A 14802-nucleotide genomic window follows, 5' to 3' on the forward strand; every position below is an offset into this window, starting at 1 on the left:
GTTTCGGGGCATATTTGCATAGCTCTCAACAATTATTTTAGCCTTTTATATTCAGATTCGCTACGCGGAACATGTACAGCCTTGATAGGCTTAATTAACCATGGGGGAGCGGCACGCAGCGACCCCGAAATCCATGGAATACCAGATATAATGAGCTTCTTTGCAAATCTCTTCAAATTCGGTTCGCAGAACATGGCAATCGACCTCGGAACGGCGAACACGCTGGTCTATGTGCAGGATCAGGGCATCGTCCTGAACGAACCATCCGTGGTCGCGATCGAGACGATCAACGGGATCAAGCGGGTCAAGGCTGTGGGCGATGATGCCAAGATGATGATGGGCAAGACACCCGACACCATCGAAGCAATCCGTCCCCTTCGTGACGGCGTTATCGCCGACATCGAAATCGCCGAGGAGATGATCAAGCACTTCATTCGTAAAGTGCATGGGAAGCGCAATCTGTTCCGCTACCCTGAAATCGTGATCTGTGTGCCATCGGGATCGACCTCGGTTGAGAAGCGCGCGATCCGGGACGCCGCCTCCAACGCTGGCGCGTCTGAAGTTCACCTGATCCTTGAGCCGATGGCAGCGGCAATCGGTGCCGACATGCCTGTGACTGAGCCTGTTGGATCGATGGTGGTCGACATTGGCGGCGGCACGACCGAGGTTGCCGTCCTTTCGCTGCGCGGCCTCGCCTATACCACCTCTGTCCGCACCGGCGGTGACAAGATGGACGAAGCCATCGTCTCCTATGTCCGCCGCCACCACAACCTGTTGATCGGTGATGCAACGGCTGAGCGGATCAAGAAGGATTACGGCATCGCCGTGGTGCCTGAAGACGGCATTGGAGAGACGATCACCCTTAAAGGCCGCGATTTGGTAAACGGCGTGCCGAAAGAAATCACGATCAATCAGTCCCACGTGGCAGAGGCTTTGAGCGAACCAATTGGCGCCATTGTCGAAGGGGTTCGCATCGCGCTTGAAAACACCGCACCGGAACTCGCTGCCGACATCGTCGATCAGGGCATCGTCCTGACAGGCGGCGGCGCATTGATCCGCCGGCTGGATGAACATTTGCGCGAAGAAACGGGCCTGCCGGTTTCCATCGCGGAAGATCCGCTCACCTGCGTCGCAATCGGTACTGGCCGTGCGATGGAAGACCCTGTCTATCGCGGCGTTTTGATGAGCGCATAATCTCAACCGGGCCTTTGCGGGCCTGATTGGCTTTAAGAGAGGATTACGGGCATGGCGCCGCCGTCATCGCGCCGATCATCGGGGTTTTCCAAAAAGGCCCAGTATTCGGTATTTACCGGCTATGTGTTGGCCGCACTTGGCGCTTTGCTGGGCCTCGCATTGCTTGCCCTGTCCCTTTGGCAGCCTGCTGCCCTCGCCCCGCTGCGTGGCGGCGCAAGCGACGTGGTCGCGCCGGTGGGCGAAGGCACTGCGGTGGTTCGCAGCGGTTCAAACGGCATCTGGGATACGGTGACGGGTTTCTGGTATGCGGGCGTCCAGAACAAAGCTTTGCGTAAAGAGATGGAAATCGCCCGCATCCGGCTGAAAGAGGCAGAGGCTGTCGCGCTGGAAAACGAACGGCTGAAATCGCTGCTCGCCCTTGCTGAAAGCGAGATTGAGCCGATTGCCGTTGCCCGACTGACCGGATCGACATCCACCAGCAGCCGCCGCTTTGCTTACATTGGCAAGGGGCGTTCCGAAGGTATCGAGGTTGGAATGCCGGTGCGTTCCCCGCGCGGCGTCGTCGGCCGCGTGCTCGAAGTGGCGCGATCATCGTCCCGCATCCTGCTGCTGACCGACACCGAAAGCGTGCTGCCAGTGCGCCGCTCCACGGATGAAACGGTCGCTTTTGCTGAAGGGCGCGGCGACGGGATGGTTCGCATCCGTCTGATCAACCTGGGATTGAACCCGCTCGAAATAGGCGATGTGTTCGTCACCAGCGGCGCTGGCGGATATTATCGGCCGGGTGTTGCAGTCGCGATCCTCAGCGAACTGACCCCCGATGGCGGGATCGCGCGATTGGTCGCCAACCCCTCGGCCACCGATTTTGTCTCGGTAGAGCCAATCTACGAACCTGAATCCACCGCAGCATCGGATGTCCCTTCGGAAATGACGCTTTCCGAAGCGGAGGAGAGGAATTGAGGGACGGTCTGGGAGCGCCACCGCGTCGCAGCGCGAGCCGTTTCAGCGGCGGTATCGGACGCACGGTCGCACCGTGGCGGGCAAACACGGTCCCATATGTCAGCATTATGATCGGATCGCTGTTTCCGGTCTTCTTCCTCGCCCCGCTGATGCCGATCTTGCCGCCCACAGGCTTTATGATGCTGCTGGCCTGGCGTATCATGCGTCCCGGGTTTCTCCCGCTTTGGATCGGAGTGCCGCTGGGCGCATTTGACGATCTGTTTAGCGGGCAACCGTTTGGCAGCGGCATATTGCTATGGTCGATCTGTATGATTGTGCTTGAAATGATCGAGGCGCGCTTTCCGTGGCGGGGGTTCTGGCAGGACTGGTTCACCGCAGGTATAGCCTTGGTTATCTACATCACCGCCGCCATGGTGATGTCCGGTGCAACTCTTTCCTTGCCATTGTTTCTGGCTGCAGTCCCGCAGATCGTTCTCGCGATCCTGCTGTACCCAGTGCTGTCCCGACTGGTCGCGTGGCTTGACCGGTACCGACTGGCCCGCGCGCGAAGGGTCGGATGATGGCAGGCCTTTTCAAGAAAAAACGCGGTCAAAAACGCCGCACCCCGATGATCAACGCCTCGACGCTGAAGAACACGTTCGACCGGCGCAGCATGGTTATCGGCACCATTCAGGGCGGTATCGGAGTGCTTCTGGCGGTCCGAATGGGGTATCTGGCAATTGCGGAAAACGAGAAATACCGGCTCGAATCCGAAAGCAACCGCGTCAACCTGACGCTTATCCCGCCGCGCCGCGGCTGGATCCTTGATCGCAATGGCGCCCCCCTCGCCTCCAACCGCGCCGATTTCCGTGTCGATGTCATTCCAGAACGGCTGGTCGATCCCGACGCGACAATCGATGAGATCGGCGAGCTGCTGGAACTGAATGAAGCGCGCATCGCAGATATCAAGCAGGAGCTGACGACAGCGCGCGGCTTTGCGCCGGTCGAGGTTGCCAGCGGCCTGAATTACGAGCAGTTCGCCTCGTTAAGTGTGCGCCTCCCCGATATGCAGGGCGTCGTGCCGCAGCGCGGGTTCTCGCGCTTTTACCCGACTGCCTCCAGCGTGGGGCATCTGATCGGTTATGTGGGTCCAGCATCGGCTGAGGAATATGAAGAGGATCGCAACCCGATCCTGATCACGCCCGGATACAAGATCGGCAAGGACGGCCTCGAAAAACAGTTTGAACAGGAACTTCGCGGAGTGCCTGGTGCGCGCCGGGTAGAGGTGACCGCATCGGGGCGCATCATCCGCGATCTGGAAACGCGTGAAGACATTCAGGGCGATCCGGTCAAGCTGACGATTGATGGCCCGCTTCAGGATTACGCCGCGCGGCGCATCGGTTTGGAAAGCGGATCGGTTGTTGTCATGGACTGCCTGACCGGCGACCTTTTGTGCATGGCGTCCATGCCCAGCTTTGATCCGAACAGCTTTTCCGACGGCATCGGCAGTGTCGAATATGCGATGCTGCGCGAGGATGTGCGCGTGCCGCTGCGTAATAAGGTGCTGAAAGGGCTCTACCCGCCCGGATCAACGGTAAAACCGATGCACTGCATGTCTTTCCTCAAAGCCGGGATAGACCCGAATGAGACCATCATTTGCGGCGGCGGGCGGCGGATCGGAAACCGGTTCTTCAATTGCTGGAGCAATCACGGCGTCGTGAACATGGGCAAGGCCATTTACCAAAGCTGCGACAGCTATTTCTACCATTTCGCCCAGCAAGTCGGTTTCGACAATGTGGCAAGCTTCGCCAAGGAGCTTGGACTGGGGCAGGAATTTCCGCTGCCGGTGACCAGCCAGTTTTACGGGACTGTGCCGACCTCCGACTGGAAGATGAACAAGTTTGACCGCGCTTGGCAGCCTTATGACACGGTGAATGCCTCGATCGGTCAGGGCTATTATCTCACGAGCCCACTGCAATTGGCAGTGATGAGTGCGCGGCTGGCGACCGGCAAAGTTCTCAACCCCCGATTAATTCTCGACGGTCAGCCGTCGAACGCGAAAAGCTACAACTTCGCCGCTGAAGAGATAAACTACATCCGTCAGGCGATGAGCGATGTTGTGAACGGCCCGGGCACGGCGGGCCGCGGACGGCTGCCGCTGGATAACGTGCAGATGGCGGGCAAAACCGGCACGGCGCAGGTCGTCTCGCTCAGCGTTTCCGATGGCCGCAGCGGGCCGTGGAAATACCGTGACCACGGCCTGTTCACATTCTTCGCTCCGACCGAAAACCCGCGTTATGCCGGCGCGGTCGTGATCGAACATGGCGGCGGGTCCGGCGCAGCCTATCCAATTGCGCGCGATGTCATGACTTTCATGTTTGATCCGCAAAAGGGATTGGAAGCCCTTGATGCGCTTGAAAAACAATGGGGCGGCACCGCGCAGCAGCGTTTGGAAACCCGGTACGCAGCCTACGCCGCCGAACGCGGCGCCACGGTTAAGCCACCGCCGCGCCGCGATGAGGATATTTTCGACCAGGTCGAGGCCGAGGCACGACTGGCTGCGGCCCAGTCTGAAGCGATCGCCGAAGACGCGATTGCACCGCGCCCGGACCCCGCCGCCTCCGGTTCGCCTCCCCCTGCCGAGGCCGCGCAGCCGTGAACCGGATCATCCCTGAACCCATTGCGCGCCAACCGTGGGGCATGTTGATCCCGCTGTTTATGCTTGTCGGGTTCGGCGCAGCGGTATTGTATTCTGCAGCGGGCGGATCAATGCAGCCATTCGCCGCTTCGCACCTGATCAGGTTTGGCGTGTTCATGGTGATGGCAGCCGTAATTGCCTCCCTGCCCCGGCCGCTCGTCAAATTTATGGCCTACCCGGCCTATATCGTTGTTTTACTGCTTCTGATCGCGGTGGAGATCATCGGACAGGTCAATGGGGGCAGCCAGCGTTGGCTCAACCTTGGGCCGATAGTGCTCCAACCATCCGAGCTTATGAAGCCGGTCGTCGTCGTGACGCTGGCGCACTATTTCTCGACGTTGCCTGTCGGAATGTTCGCCAATTGGCGCGCGGTTGTGCTGCCCGGCATATTGATTGGCCTGCCAATGGCGTTCGTCCTGTTGCAGCCCGATCTGGGCACATCGCTCGCCATTGCATTTGGCGGCGGCGTGGTCATGCTGCTCGCCGGACTGCCGCTGCGCTGGTTTATCGGAGCCGGGCTGACAGCAGCGGCGGCGGCGCCTGTCGCGTTTTATTTCGGGCTTCAGGAATACCAGCAGCGCCGCGTTCTGACGATGTTCGACCCAGAGGCGGACCCGTTGGGTGCAGGCTATCACATCACCCAGTCCAAAATTGCCATCGGGTCCGGCGGGATTTTCGGCAAGGGGTTCAACAACGGATCGCAAAGCCACCTGCAATACCTCCCCGAACCCCACACCGATTTCGTTTTCGCCACGATGGCGGAGGAATGGGGCCTGCTGGGCGGATTGTTTGTCCTTGCGATTTTCGCGATAATCCTGCGGTGGGGCTGGAAGGTAGCGCTCGCTTCCCGGGACCGGTTTTCGAACCTGCTCGCGTCGGGAATGGTGGCCACGATATTCTTCTACATCGCGGTCAACCTTCTGATGGTTATGGGCTTTGCACCGGTCGTGGGTATTCCTCTGCCATTTATGAGCCATGGCGGTTCTTCGATGCTGACAAACATGATCTGCATCGGATCGCTGATGATGGTTAACAGCTGGAACCGCGACGCACCGCGCGGCGGCCTCAGCGGGTAAAGCGGCAGATGATGCGCAAGGTCAGCCGCGCATCAATCCCATCTTCAACGCCTTGACCACGGCCCCAACCCGGTCGGTCGCGCCCAGTTTTGCGTAAATCCGCTTTGCGTATGTCCTGACTGTATCGGGCGACAGATCGAGGATTTCAGCGATGACTGATGCTGATTTGCCCCTGACGATCCAATCCAGCACTTCCTGTTCGCGCTGAGACAGGGTGACGCCGCCCATCTCTTCATCCAGCAGGACGCACACTTTCTGGTGAGCCGCCTGCGACACGCTGCGAATGATGCCGAGTGTCTTGTCCTTTTCCTCGCTTATAGGGTGCCCGAAGTCGAAGGAGGCATATGCACTACGACAGCGCGGACCAAATAGCGGAACGCCAAAGCCGTGCTCGAGACCAAATTCGCGCATCGCGGCAAAATATTCCTCGTTCTCGGGCGTATTCGAGGCAAGCTCGATCGCGTGTTTCCAGGTCATCATCAGGCCGTAATCCATAATGCGCGAAGGAATAGGGTCTTTCTCCCTGAAGCCCGACTCGTCGTAGAGCTTTAGCCATTCAGGATCGAAGCCAATGGCGTGCACCACAGTGCTTGCCGATGTTGGCCCCTCGAAAACCGGAGTGAAATGATAGCTTTGACGGATTACGCCCAAATCGGTGCACACGCCTGCCGCGTACCAGAGGACGTCTCCAATATCATCGAGCGTCTCAATCTTTGCGAAATGCTTCTGCATCGAACGGGCACGATACACAACGTCCCCCAATTGGGCGACTTTCCGCAAACGTCAACTAAGCTCATATATGGTCAAGGTTACTTTAACGAGTGCCCACGTTCGGGTCGCGAACCAGCGGTCAAACGCTGGCGAAAGTTGGACGTGAAAGCCCTGGCGGCGGGGTTCCCCCCAAAGACCCCTGTCGCCAGGCAACCCTCGCAGAACACCGTTTACGGAGAGCTTCATGTTTCGCATTGGCGAGAGAGGCGCTGCCTTGTGCAGAAAGCTGGGCCTAGGCAAGTTTGCCCGTCCGACCACGCCAACCGACCGTGTTTCCCGGGCCGCGATTGTGGCCCAGGCCATCTACTCGCGCGAGCAGAATGACATGCCGACTACGTTGCGCCTGCTGCATCAAGTGACACCCCTCACCCAGCCACAAGCGTTGAAAGCTGTTGCTGAATTGGAAAAGTCGCAGATGGTCGTCTTGCAACGCGAAGCGAACGATGTGCTGGCATCGTCGATCATCCTCACCGATGAAATGCGCAGCCAGCTTTCCAGCGCACAGCAAAAAAGCGCAGCCTAATCCCTTTTCATCCCGGCCCGCGTCGCTATATGCAGCGCCTCGCTTGATTCGAGCCGCAGGTTTTGCGCCCGAACATAGCAGTCCGGTGCAGATCGGAATGGACGCATAGCTCAGTTGGTAGAGCAGCTGACTCTTAATCAGCGGGTCCTTGGTTCGAACCCAAGTGCGTCCACCACCATCAAATCACCGTTACCCTGCAAGCCAGAACGCTCTGCCTGCGATGCGTTTTGGCAATTTGGCTCTAAGTCTGAGCATATCGCGCCGCCTTGCCATCACATTGCAATGTGATAAAGAGGCTGCATGAGCACATCAATCATCACACGCGTCCGCGATCTCGTTTCATCTGGCGAGTTCACCAAAGCCGGCCTGGCCCGCGCGGCTGGCCTTCACGCCAACACGCTGCGCGATGCCTCCGCATCGGACTGGAACCCCACTGCCGACACGCTGGCAAAGCTTCAGACGTTTCTGGATGCGAATGATGAACGCCCCGTGCTTGTCGGTATTGAAGAAATCATTGACGAGGCGCGCAATGGCAGAATGTACATTCTTGTCGATGATGAGGACCGTGAGAACGAAGGCGACCTGATCATCCCCGGCCAGATGGCGACACCCGCTGCGATCAACTTCATGGCGACCCACGGGCGCGGCCTGATCTGCCTCGCTCTGGACAAGGCGCGAGTTGATGAACTTGGTCTTGAACCGATGAGCCGCAACAACAAGGAAAGCATGCAGACCGCTTTCACCATTTCAATTGAGGCGAAAGAAGGTGTCACCACCGGAATTTCGGCAGCTGATCGGGCGCGCACGGTCTCAGTCGCCATCGACGCGACCAAGGGTGCCGAAGACATTGTTACGCCCGGACATGTTTTCCCGTTGATGGCACGCAATGGCGGAACATTGGTTCGTGCCGGGCACACAGAAGCAGCGGTTGATATCTCCCGTCTCGCCGGTCTCAACCCCAGCGGTGTCATCTGCGAGATCATGAACGATGACGGCACGATGGCGCGGCTGGATGATCTGGTGGCCTTTGCCCGGATGCACAATCTCAAGATCGGGACGATCCGCGATCTTATCGCCTACCGGATGCGCAACGATCACCTGGTCGAGCGCATCGGCGAAGACACGTTCGAGAGTGATTATGGCGGCCAATGGCGACTGATAACCTACCGCAACACGGTCGAAAACAGTCAGGCCTATGTCTTGCAGAAAGGGCATGTCGCGCCGGACCAGCCTACCCTCGCCCGTGTGCACCCCATTTCTGTGTTCGACGACATTCTCGGTCAGCCCGGCTCACGCAAACGCACGCTTCAGCGCGCCATGAGCACAATCGGCGATCACGGCTCCGGCATAATCGTGATCCTGACAAGCCGGATCGGCGGGAAAGAATGGAGCCAGGACGAGGAAATTCGCAATATCGGCATCGGATCGCAAATCCTCGCGGATCTCGGCGTGAACGAAATGATCCTGCTTTCCAATTCCCGCCCCGACCTGGTCGCCATCGAAGGATACGGCCTGACCATCACCGATTTCAAATCCATCCCGGAGTAATAGAACATGGCCCGTTTCCTGATTGTCGAGGCGCGTTTTTATGCGCAGCTGAACGATATGCTTATCGCGGGTGCCAAGGCGGCTATCGAAGCTGCAGGGCACGAAGCGGAAGTGCTAACCGTTCCCGGAGCGCTTGAGATCCCTGGGGCAATCGCGCTCGCGGTTGAGAGCGGCGAGTATGATGGCTTCGTCGCCATTGGCGTCGTGATCCGCGGAGAAACCTACCATTTTGAAATCGTCGCCGGTGAAAGCGCGCGCGCGATCATGGCGCTAACCATGGACGGCATTCCGATTGGCAACGGCATCCTGACGGTAGAAAATGACGATCAGGCGCTGGTCCGGGCCAATCCAGCGCAAAAGGATAAAGGCGGCGAAGCTGCGAAAGCGGCGATTGCCCTGCTTGATCTGAGCACGCGTTTCGCGCGTTAATAGCGGAAATAGGGGCAAAAACCGCTCAGATATACGTATTTACACGGATGTAGAAATTCATAAGCGGGGCGTAGAATACTCTCACGGCGTTCGCGAGACGGGAATGTCGTCATCCCGGGGTCGCGAATACTGATTGGATTGTAACTATGATCGAAGCAAACCTTCCAGAGGTTCATGACCTCCATACGGTTCTCTACACTTTAGAGCGGCAGCTCATTAAACTGGACGCGATGGGGGCAGGCATTGCCGCCATCCACGTGAACGCGGCAATCGAACAGCTGCGCAGCAATATCGAGATCGTGAATGAAGTGGTTGCAACCCCATTCGATCCGACCTTGATCAGTTTGCACAATGCATACTGACCTCCAGATTGCCTCGATCTTTCAAAGACTAGGGGTTCACCCTTAATGACCGCAGCTGCGCTTCTTGCCTATTAAATCGGCCAAGGGGATAGCACCTTTAAGTCACGGTTGATGCTTCCCCGTCAGGAGGAGCGATGCAAATTTCAAGCTCGGACACAGGGGAAATTCCGACCTGCTGCCGCGCGGCGTTTACGGCCGCGCAGCAAGAGCGCGCTCGCAGCCTTTCAAACAGCGCACCTCCCAACCACTACAATAGGCGGGTCAGCAATGGGTAATCCGCATCCCAGAGACCTGCATGACATCGGTAATGACGAAAGCCGTCGAGGCAGCGACAGGCCCACCGACCTTAGTGAACTGCGCCCGCTGGCCGAACAATTGTCGCTTATCGCGCAGCGATTGATGTCCGGGGATTTCAGTGGCCCGGTGACGCTTTCCGCACATAATGATCCAGTCACGACCCATAAGAAAGAGAATGCTGACCAGCGCGCCGCCTTTGCGGCCATGGCGCGCGACGTTTACCGCATTCGCAGGGATCGGGAGGCGATATTCGGGACGCCAGGACTGTTTGGAGAGCCTGCCTGGGATATCCTGCTAGATCTGTATGTCGCACATGCAGAGGGCAATCCTGTCTCGGTTTCCAGCGCCTGCATCGGATCGGCAGCCCCCTCCACCACCGGACTGCGCTGGCTCGGAGTGCTCACCGATGAAGGTTTTGTAAAGCGCACGCACGATCCAGAAGATCAGCGGCGCGTGCTCGTCGAATTGTCGGAAACCGGGCTTGCGGCGATGGATGCCCACTTTGCTCGCGCGTTGACCGGTTAAGCCGCCGCGATCCGGGCTTTAGCGGCCGAAACAACCGCGCCCGGCATAGACCGCGCTGTCGCCCAGTTCTTCTTCGATGCGGATCAGCTGATTGTATTTCGCCAGACGATCTGACCGCGCAAGAGAGCCCGTCTTGATCTGCCCGCAATTGGTCGCGACGGCCAGGTCGGCAATGGTCGCGTCCTCTGTCTCGCCCGAACGATGGCTCATAACAGAGGTGTAGCGCGCGCGGTGCGCCATATCGACCGCAGCCAGCGTTTCGGTAAGGGTGCCGATCTGGTTGACCTTTACCAACAGAGAATTGGCAAGACCGCGCTCGATGCCGTCGGAAAGCCGCGACGGGTTTGTCACGAACAGATCATCGCCGACCAGCTGCACCGTGTCACCGATGGCATCGGTCACCGCTTTCCAACCGGCAAAGTCATCTTCGTCCATGCCGTCCTCGATCGATTTGATCGGATAGTCCCCGCACAGTTTAGCGAGATAATCGGCCATCTGCACGCCATCGAGGCTCAGCCCCTCGCCCGAAATTTCATACTTGCCGTCTTTGTAAAATTCGCTGGCCGCACAATCGAGAGCGAGGACAATGTCTTCGCCCGGCTTGAAACCGGCCTGCTCTACCGACGCCATAATGAAATCGAGCGCCGCGCGGGTGCTTGCAAGGTCGGGTGCAAAACCGCCTTCATCGCCGACACTGGTGGCCAGCCCTTTGTCCGACAAACCTTTTTTGAGCGTGTGAAAAACTTCAGAGCCCCACCGCACAGCTTCAGAAAGGCTGTCTGCCCCAACCGGCATGATCATGAATTCCTGAATGTCGATTGGATTGTCGGCGTGCTCACCGCCATTGATGATGTTCATCATCGGCACCGGCAGGACATGCGCGGACACTCCGCCGAGATAGGAATACAGCGGTAGACCGCGCGCATTGGCCGCCGCCTTTGCCACGGCAAGGCTGGTGCCGAGGATCGCGTTGGCGCCGATCCGGCTCTTGTTTTCGGTCCCGTCGAGCGCGATCAGCGACAAATCGATATCGCGCTGGTCCTCTGCATCATATGCGCCGATCAACAGGTCGCGGATTTCGGTGTTCACGGCTTCAACCGCTTTCAAAACGCCCTTGCCCTTGTACCGGTCCTTGTCCCCGTCGCGCAGCTCGACCGCTTCGTAAGCGCCGGTAGACGCGCCGGAAGGAACCGCAGCGCGGCCGAAACTGCCGTCGTCGAGCAGGACATCCACTTCGACGGTCGGATTGCCGCGGCTGTCGAGAATCTCGCGTCCGTGCAGGTCGATAATGGCGGTCATACTTGGCTCCAATGCAAAAGTGTTGTATGAAGATAACACACCTTGACCGATGCCGGGTCTGCTGGTGTGCAGCTTGAAATTCCGAAATCCCCCTATTCCTCGGAACATCAAGGCGCAAGCTGCGTTAATTTGAAAACATCAACCCCGCGTATTCCTTCTGGAATTGCAATATATTGGAGGGCAAAGAGAAACCTTATGGCCGACACAAAAACCGTTAAAACCACCAAAACCGCCGTTAAACCGGCGACAGTCAAGACAACAACGCGCAAGGCAACTGGCGCGAAGAAGGCAACACCAAAGAAAACCGGCGCGACCGCAAAACCTGCCGATGAAGCGAAAACACGTTTCAACGCCGCTCTCGAAGAAGCGAAGGCCGGTGCTGCTGCACTCCGCGCGGAAGCCGGTGACCGTGCAAACAATTACCGCGATCAGGCCAAGAGCAAAGGCGACGATCTCGCCGGAGAAGCCCGCGCATATGGCGCCAAGGCAAAAGACCGCGCAGGCGAACTGGCTGTCGATGCAAAGTCCGCCACCAGCGACGGGATCGCATCCATTGGCCGCGTCATCGCCGACACCGCCCCGCAGATCGACGATCGTCTAGGCGAGCAATACGGCGATTATGCCCGCCGCGCATCGCGCAGCCTTGCCGAAACATCGGCCAAGATTGATGCCAAGAGCGTGGACGAGCTGGGCGAAGATGCCCGCGAATTCGTCCGCAAGAGCCCGGGCACTGCTGTGGGCATCGCTGCCGTCGCCGGATTTTTGCTGGCACGTATGTTCCGCGGATCGCGTAACTAATTCGGCATTGCAGGGGGTATTGCATGCGTGATGAGGAAAGTCCGGTAGGCGAGGAACGCGGCGCGTTCACCCCGGCTGGTACCGATGATGCGGATGCATTGCCCTCTGGCGATGCTGCGGGGAGCGACGTCGCTGAAGATGACGCTGACTACGACGAGTCGCTGACGGAAGAACTTGCGGCACTGATTGATGACGGGCGCACCTATGCCGAGGCTGAGGTTGCGTTTCAAAAGACCCGTGCAAAGCTGGCTGGCGTCAGCATTGGCAAGGCTGCTGCCTTGCTCGTGGTCGCCGCAATTACGCTTCACATCGCTGTGCTGGCCCTCGCGGTCGGCCTGGTGATCGCATTGGAGCCCCTGGTGACGATTTGGGGCGCTATCGCCATTGTTGTGGGCGTCCTGTTGCTCATAACAGGATGGCTGGCTCTAAAAGCGAAACGCAACGGCGATAAACTCGGCGTGCTGTTTGGCTCCGCAAATGGAGACGGCAACGGATGAGCAATGTCGACCAGCAGTTTTTCGAAGACCGCGCCATCCGCGATGCGGCTCGAGAGAATTTGATGGCAGACGTCGCGCATGTTCGCGCGTCACTGTCTGGGGCCGGCATTGCTAGCCGGATGTTTGGCCGCGTCGGTGACGGCGCTAAAGACGTACTCGAAGTGGCAAAAGATAGCGCCGAAGATAATCGCGGCATCGTCGCGGCGTTGGTCGGCGCAGTGCTGCTCTGGCTGTCGCGCGGACCGATTATGGACCTGCTGGGCCTGGCCGACGACCGGATCGGTGAAGACGATCCGGCGCTGAACGAAGAAAACGAAAACACGCCGCAGGAGGAAGAGCCTGCCGCTTATGTGACCCCCGGAGAACCCGAATGACCGAGACTACCCCCGACACTCATAGCGCCGAAACCTCCAGCCCAGAAACCTCAGCGCATGAAAATCCTCCCGCGGACAAGCGCGACGAATTGCGCGCCAAGATCGAGGCGAGCGAGCGCCGAATTGAGCAGCGCACCCTCGCCGATCAGGCAAAGGAGGCTGCCGGTGCCGCAACGCAATATACGAAAGATAACCCGCTGAAAGTGGTTGGCGGCGCTGTTGCTGCTGGCGTTATTATCGGTTTGATGACCGCTCCGGGACGCCGCGCCGCGCGGAAGGCGGCCACTTCGACCGCGGGTGCGGTTAACAATGCGGCTCGCGGTACGGCATCAGCTGCGCGGAACGTATCCACAAAAAGCGTTTCACAATTTGGCACGCTGATTGCCGACGCGCTGGTCGCTTACGGCGTTAAGATGATCGATGACGTGATGGACACAGCGCAGGCCGGTCAGGACAAGATCGAGGATATTGGCGACGGCGCGGCGACCCGCGCACGCAAATTGCGCCGCGAAACGCAGCATATGGCTGGAAACGCGCTCGACAAGGGACGCAGCGTCACTCGCCGGACACGTCGCCGTGCGCAGCGGGCCGTGCGCGATGCGAAGGATCGCGTTGCAAACTGACCCCTGCCCCCTTGTCCGCGCGCCGCGATCAGGTAAGGGGCGCGTGCAATTGAACAATTCTTCGCAAGGGATACCGGTCATGGAAGAAATCACCCCGTCACAGCGCCTCCACCTCGTAATGGGTGGGCGCGTGTCCGATCCGCGCGGTCTTGAATTTCAGGACCCGGAAAGCCTGCATGTGGTGGGCGTTTTCAGTTCGTATGACGATGCGGTCGACGCGTGGCGTGCACAGGCGCACCGCACTGTCGATGATGCGGAGATGAAATACGTCGTCGTTCACATCCACAAATTGCTGACACCGGACAATTGAGATTTAACGGTCGGGCTCAAGCTCGGCCTGCTCGGCGGGGTGCATGATGGCTTACGCAATCCGCGACTTCCGCAGCGAGGATGCGGTTCCCGTCGCCGCACTGACGCTTAAAGCCATCCACGAAGTCGGCGCGCAATCGTACAATCCTGAACAAGTGGCCGCTTGGGCTGCGCATCATCCAGCGCCTGAACGGTTCACCGAACGGGCATCGGCGGGCGCGCACATAAAGGTTGCTGCGAATGCGGATGATATCGCGGTAGCCTATGCTTTGTTGGAGCCGGACGGGCATCTGGACATGCTCTATTGCCACCCGGATCATACAAGGCGCGGCCTCGCTGATGAACTGCTCGCCGAATGTGAGATGAAGGCCCGCACGCTGAGCCTGACGCGGCTTTACACCGAGGCAAGCGACCTTGCCCGCCCCGCTTTTGAGCGCGCAGGTTACGCCATGCAACACAGACGCGATTTTACGATCGGGCTGGCCGGTAAAGCCGTACCGATTCACAATTACGCAATGGAAAAGCCCCTGAATTAGGGAC

At 58.8% G+C, this 14802-nt stretch carries 18 protein-coding genes and 1 tRNA gene; 17 read left to right on the top strand and 2 right to left on the bottom strand.

Translation table 11 applies throughout. The features are described from left to right. Positions 1–150 precede the first annotated feature (150 nt). From ACGHU1_RS01335 to rodA, 5 genes are read left to right on the top strand one after another with little or no spacing between them, the layout of a single operon-like run. A complete protein-coding gene (locus ACGHU1_RS01335) occupies positions 151–1194 on the top strand; it encodes a rod shape-determining protein (protein WP_390582671.1) in 1044 nt (347 codons plus the stop codon). Positions 1195–1245: 51 nt separating this feature from the next. After that, the gene (gene mreC, locus ACGHU1_RS01340) at positions 1246–2154 is read left to right on the top strand and encodes a rod shape-determining protein MreC (RefSeq protein ID WP_390582673.1); all 909 of its coding nucleotides are present in this window, start codon (positions 1246–1248) and stop codon (positions 2152–2154) included. Next, positions 2151–2714, top strand: a complete 564-nt coding sequence (locus ACGHU1_RS01345) for a rod shape-determining protein MreD (protein WP_390582674.1) — start codon at positions 2151–2153, stop codon at positions 2712–2714. The genes mreC and ACGHU1_RS01345 overlap by 4 nt, the downstream gene beginning before the upstream one ends. Beyond that, a complete protein-coding gene (mrdA, locus tag ACGHU1_RS01350; RefSeq protein ID WP_390583170.1) occupies positions 2714–4792 on the top strand; it encodes a penicillin-binding protein 2 in 2079 nt (692 codons plus the stop codon). Before ACGHU1_RS01345 ends, mrdA begins: the two co-directional genes overlap by 1 nt. Beyond that, positions 4789–5907 (top strand): rod shape-determining protein RodA, encoded by a 1119-nt coding sequence (gene rodA / locus ACGHU1_RS01355; protein WP_390582676.1) that lies wholly within the window; start codon positions 4789–4791, stop codon positions 5905–5907. The genes mrdA and rodA overlap by 4 nt, the downstream gene beginning before the upstream one ends. A 21-nt stretch (positions 5908–5928) precedes the next feature. On the opposite strand, the gene ACGHU1_RS01360 is transcribed toward rodA, so the two are convergent. Continuing rightward, positions 5929–6639 (bottom strand): autoinducer binding domain-containing protein, encoded by a 711-nt coding sequence (locus tag ACGHU1_RS01360; RefSeq protein WP_390582678.1) that lies wholly within the window; start codon positions 6637–6639, stop codon positions 5929–5931. Between the two features lie 328 nt (positions 6640–6967). Between ACGHU1_RS01360 and ACGHU1_RS01365 the strand changes: the two genes are divergently transcribed. From ACGHU1_RS01365 to ACGHU1_RS01390, 6 genes are all read left to right on the top strand, one after another. Then, positions 6968–7201, top strand: a complete 234-nt coding sequence (locus ACGHU1_RS01365; RefSeq protein ID WP_390582679.1) for a hypothetical protein — start codon at positions 6968–6970, stop codon at positions 7199–7201. A gap of 99 nt (positions 7202–7300) precedes the next feature. Next, a tRNA-Lys gene (locus tag ACGHU1_RS01370) sits at positions 7301–7376 on the top strand. Positions 7377–7501: 125 nt separating this feature from the next. Continuing rightward, positions 7502–8749 (top strand): 3,4-dihydroxy-2-butanone-4-phosphate synthase, encoded by a 1248-nt coding sequence (ribB, locus tag ACGHU1_RS01375; RefSeq protein WP_390582680.1) that lies wholly within the window; start codon positions 7502–7504, stop codon positions 8747–8749. A gap of 6 nt (positions 8750–8755) precedes the next feature. Continuing rightward, positions 8756–9178 (top strand): 6,7-dimethyl-8-ribityllumazine synthase, encoded by a 423-nt coding sequence (ribH, locus tag ACGHU1_RS01380; protein WP_390582682.1) that lies wholly within the window; start codon positions 8756–8758, stop codon positions 9176–9178. A gap of 146 nt (positions 9179–9324) precedes the next feature. Then, on the top strand, positions 9325–9540 hold the full coding sequence (locus ACGHU1_RS01385; RefSeq protein WP_390582684.1) for a hypothetical protein: 216 nt from the start codon (positions 9325–9327) through the stop codon (positions 9538–9540). 267 nt (positions 9541–9807) lie between these two features. Further along, on the top strand, positions 9808–10362 hold the full coding sequence (locus ACGHU1_RS01390) for a MarR family winged helix-turn-helix transcriptional regulator (protein WP_390582686.1): 555 nt from the start codon (positions 9808–9810) through the stop codon (positions 10360–10362). An 18-nt stretch (positions 10363–10380) separates the two neighbouring features. Here ACGHU1_RS01390 and eno read toward each other — a convergent pair whose 3' ends face one another. Further along, positions 10381–11661: a phosphopyruvate hydratase gene (gene eno / locus ACGHU1_RS01395; protein WP_390582688.1), complete on the bottom strand. Its 1281-nt coding sequence runs from the start codon at positions 11659–11661 to the stop codon at positions 10381–10383. A 195-nt stretch (positions 11662–11856) separates the two neighbouring features. On the opposite strand from eno, the gene ACGHU1_RS01400 reads away from it, so the two are divergent. The 6 genes from ACGHU1_RS01400 to ACGHU1_RS01425 all read left to right on the top strand — a co-directional run bounded on the left by ACGHU1_RS01400 (position 11857) and on the right by ACGHU1_RS01425 (position 14798). Next, a complete protein-coding gene (locus ACGHU1_RS01400) occupies positions 11857–12459 on the top strand; it encodes a hypothetical protein (protein WP_390582690.1) in 603 nt (200 codons plus the stop codon). A 23-nt stretch (positions 12460–12482) separates the two neighbouring features. Then, positions 12483–12956 carry a phage holin family protein gene (locus tag ACGHU1_RS01405; RefSeq protein WP_390582692.1) on the top strand — a complete coding sequence of 158 codons (474 nt, stop codon included), beginning with the start codon at positions 12483–12485 and terminating at the stop codon, positions 12954–12956. Next, positions 12953–13330 carry a hypothetical protein gene (locus ACGHU1_RS01410; protein WP_390582694.1) on the top strand — a complete coding sequence of 126 codons (378 nt, stop codon included), beginning with the start codon at positions 12953–12955 and terminating at the stop codon, positions 13328–13330. Before ACGHU1_RS01405 ends, ACGHU1_RS01410 begins: the two co-directional genes overlap by 4 nt. Further along, the gene (locus ACGHU1_RS01415; protein WP_390582696.1) at positions 13327–13953 is read left to right on the top strand and encodes a hypothetical protein; all 627 of its coding nucleotides are present in this window, start codon (positions 13327–13329) and stop codon (positions 13951–13953) included. Before ACGHU1_RS01410 ends, ACGHU1_RS01415 begins: the two co-directional genes overlap by 4 nt. A 79-nt stretch (positions 13954–14032) precedes the next feature. Next, positions 14033–14263 carry a DUF4170 domain-containing protein gene (locus tag ACGHU1_RS01420; RefSeq protein ID WP_390582698.1) on the top strand — a complete coding sequence of 77 codons (231 nt, stop codon included), beginning with the start codon at positions 14033–14035 and terminating at the stop codon, positions 14261–14263. A 43-nt stretch (positions 14264–14306) separates the two neighbouring features. Continuing rightward, entirely contained in the window at positions 14307–14798 is a 492-nt protein-coding gene (locus ACGHU1_RS01425; RefSeq protein ID WP_390582700.1) for a GNAT family N-acetyltransferase, read from the top strand. Positions 14799–14802: the final 4 nt, after the last annotated feature.

This window comes from Erythrobacter sp. MTPC3, from assembly GCF_042854385.1.
Taxonomy (GTDB): Bacteria; Pseudomonadota; Alphaproteobacteria; order Sphingomonadales; family Sphingomonadaceae; genus Erythrobacter.

Excerpts from the sequence above, each read along its gene's own strand:
- mreC (WP_390582673.1), top strand. The coding sequence starts at position 1,246 with ATGGCGCCGCCGTCATCGCGCCGATCATCGGGGTTTTCCAAAAAGGCC.
- ACGHU1_RS01385 (WP_390582684.1), top strand. The coding sequence starts at position 9,325 with ATGATCGAAGCAAACCTTCCAGAGGTTCATGACCTCCATACGGTTCTC.
- ACGHU1_RS01410 (WP_390582694.1), top strand. The coding sequence starts at position 12,953 with ATGAGCAATGTCGACCAGCAGTTTTTCGAAGACCGCGCCATCCGCGAT.
- ACGHU1_RS01400 (WP_390582690.1), top strand. The coding sequence starts at position 11,857 with ATGGCCGACACAAAAACCGTTAAAACCACCAAAACCGCCGTTAAACCG.
- ACGHU1_RS01405 (WP_390582692.1), top strand. The coding sequence starts at position 12,483 with ATGCGTGATGAGGAAAGTCCGGTAGGCGAGGAACGCGGCGCGTTCACC.
- ribB (WP_390582680.1), top strand. The coding sequence starts at position 7,502 with ATGAGCACATCAATCATCACACGCGTCCGCGATCTCGTTTCATCTGGC.
- ACGHU1_RS01420 (WP_390582698.1), top strand. The coding sequence starts at position 14,033 with ATGGAAGAAATCACCCCGTCACAGCGCCTCCACCTCGTAATGGGTGGG.
- ACGHU1_RS01415 (WP_390582696.1), top strand. The coding sequence starts at position 13,327 with ATGACCGAGACTACCCCCGACACTCATAGCGCCGAAACCTCCAGCCCA.
- ACGHU1_RS01425 (WP_390582700.1), top strand. The coding sequence starts at position 14,307 with ATGATGGCTTACGCAATCCGCGACTTCCGCAGCGAGGATGCGGTTCCC.
- ACGHU1_RS01390 (WP_390582686.1), top strand. The coding sequence starts at position 9,808 with ATGGGTAATCCGCATCCCAGAGACCTGCATGACATCGGTAATGACGAA.
- mrdA (WP_390583170.1), top strand. The coding sequence starts at position 2,714 with ATGGCAGGCCTTTTCAAGAAAAAACGCGGTCAAAAACGCCGCACCCCG.
- ribH (WP_390582682.1), top strand. The coding sequence starts at position 8,756 with ATGGCCCGTTTCCTGATTGTCGAGGCGCGTTTTTATGCGCAGCTGAAC.
- ACGHU1_RS01360 (WP_390582678.1), bottom strand. The coding sequence starts at position 6,639 with ATGCAGAAGCATTTCGCAAAGATTGAGACGCTCGATGATATTGGAGAC.
- eno (WP_390582688.1), bottom strand. The coding sequence starts at position 11,661 with ATGACCGCCATTATCGACCTGCACGGACGCGAGATTCTCGACAGCCGC.
- ACGHU1_RS01335 (WP_390582671.1), top strand. The coding sequence starts at position 151 with ATGAGCTTCTTTGCAAATCTCTTCAAATTCGGTTCGCAGAACATGGCA.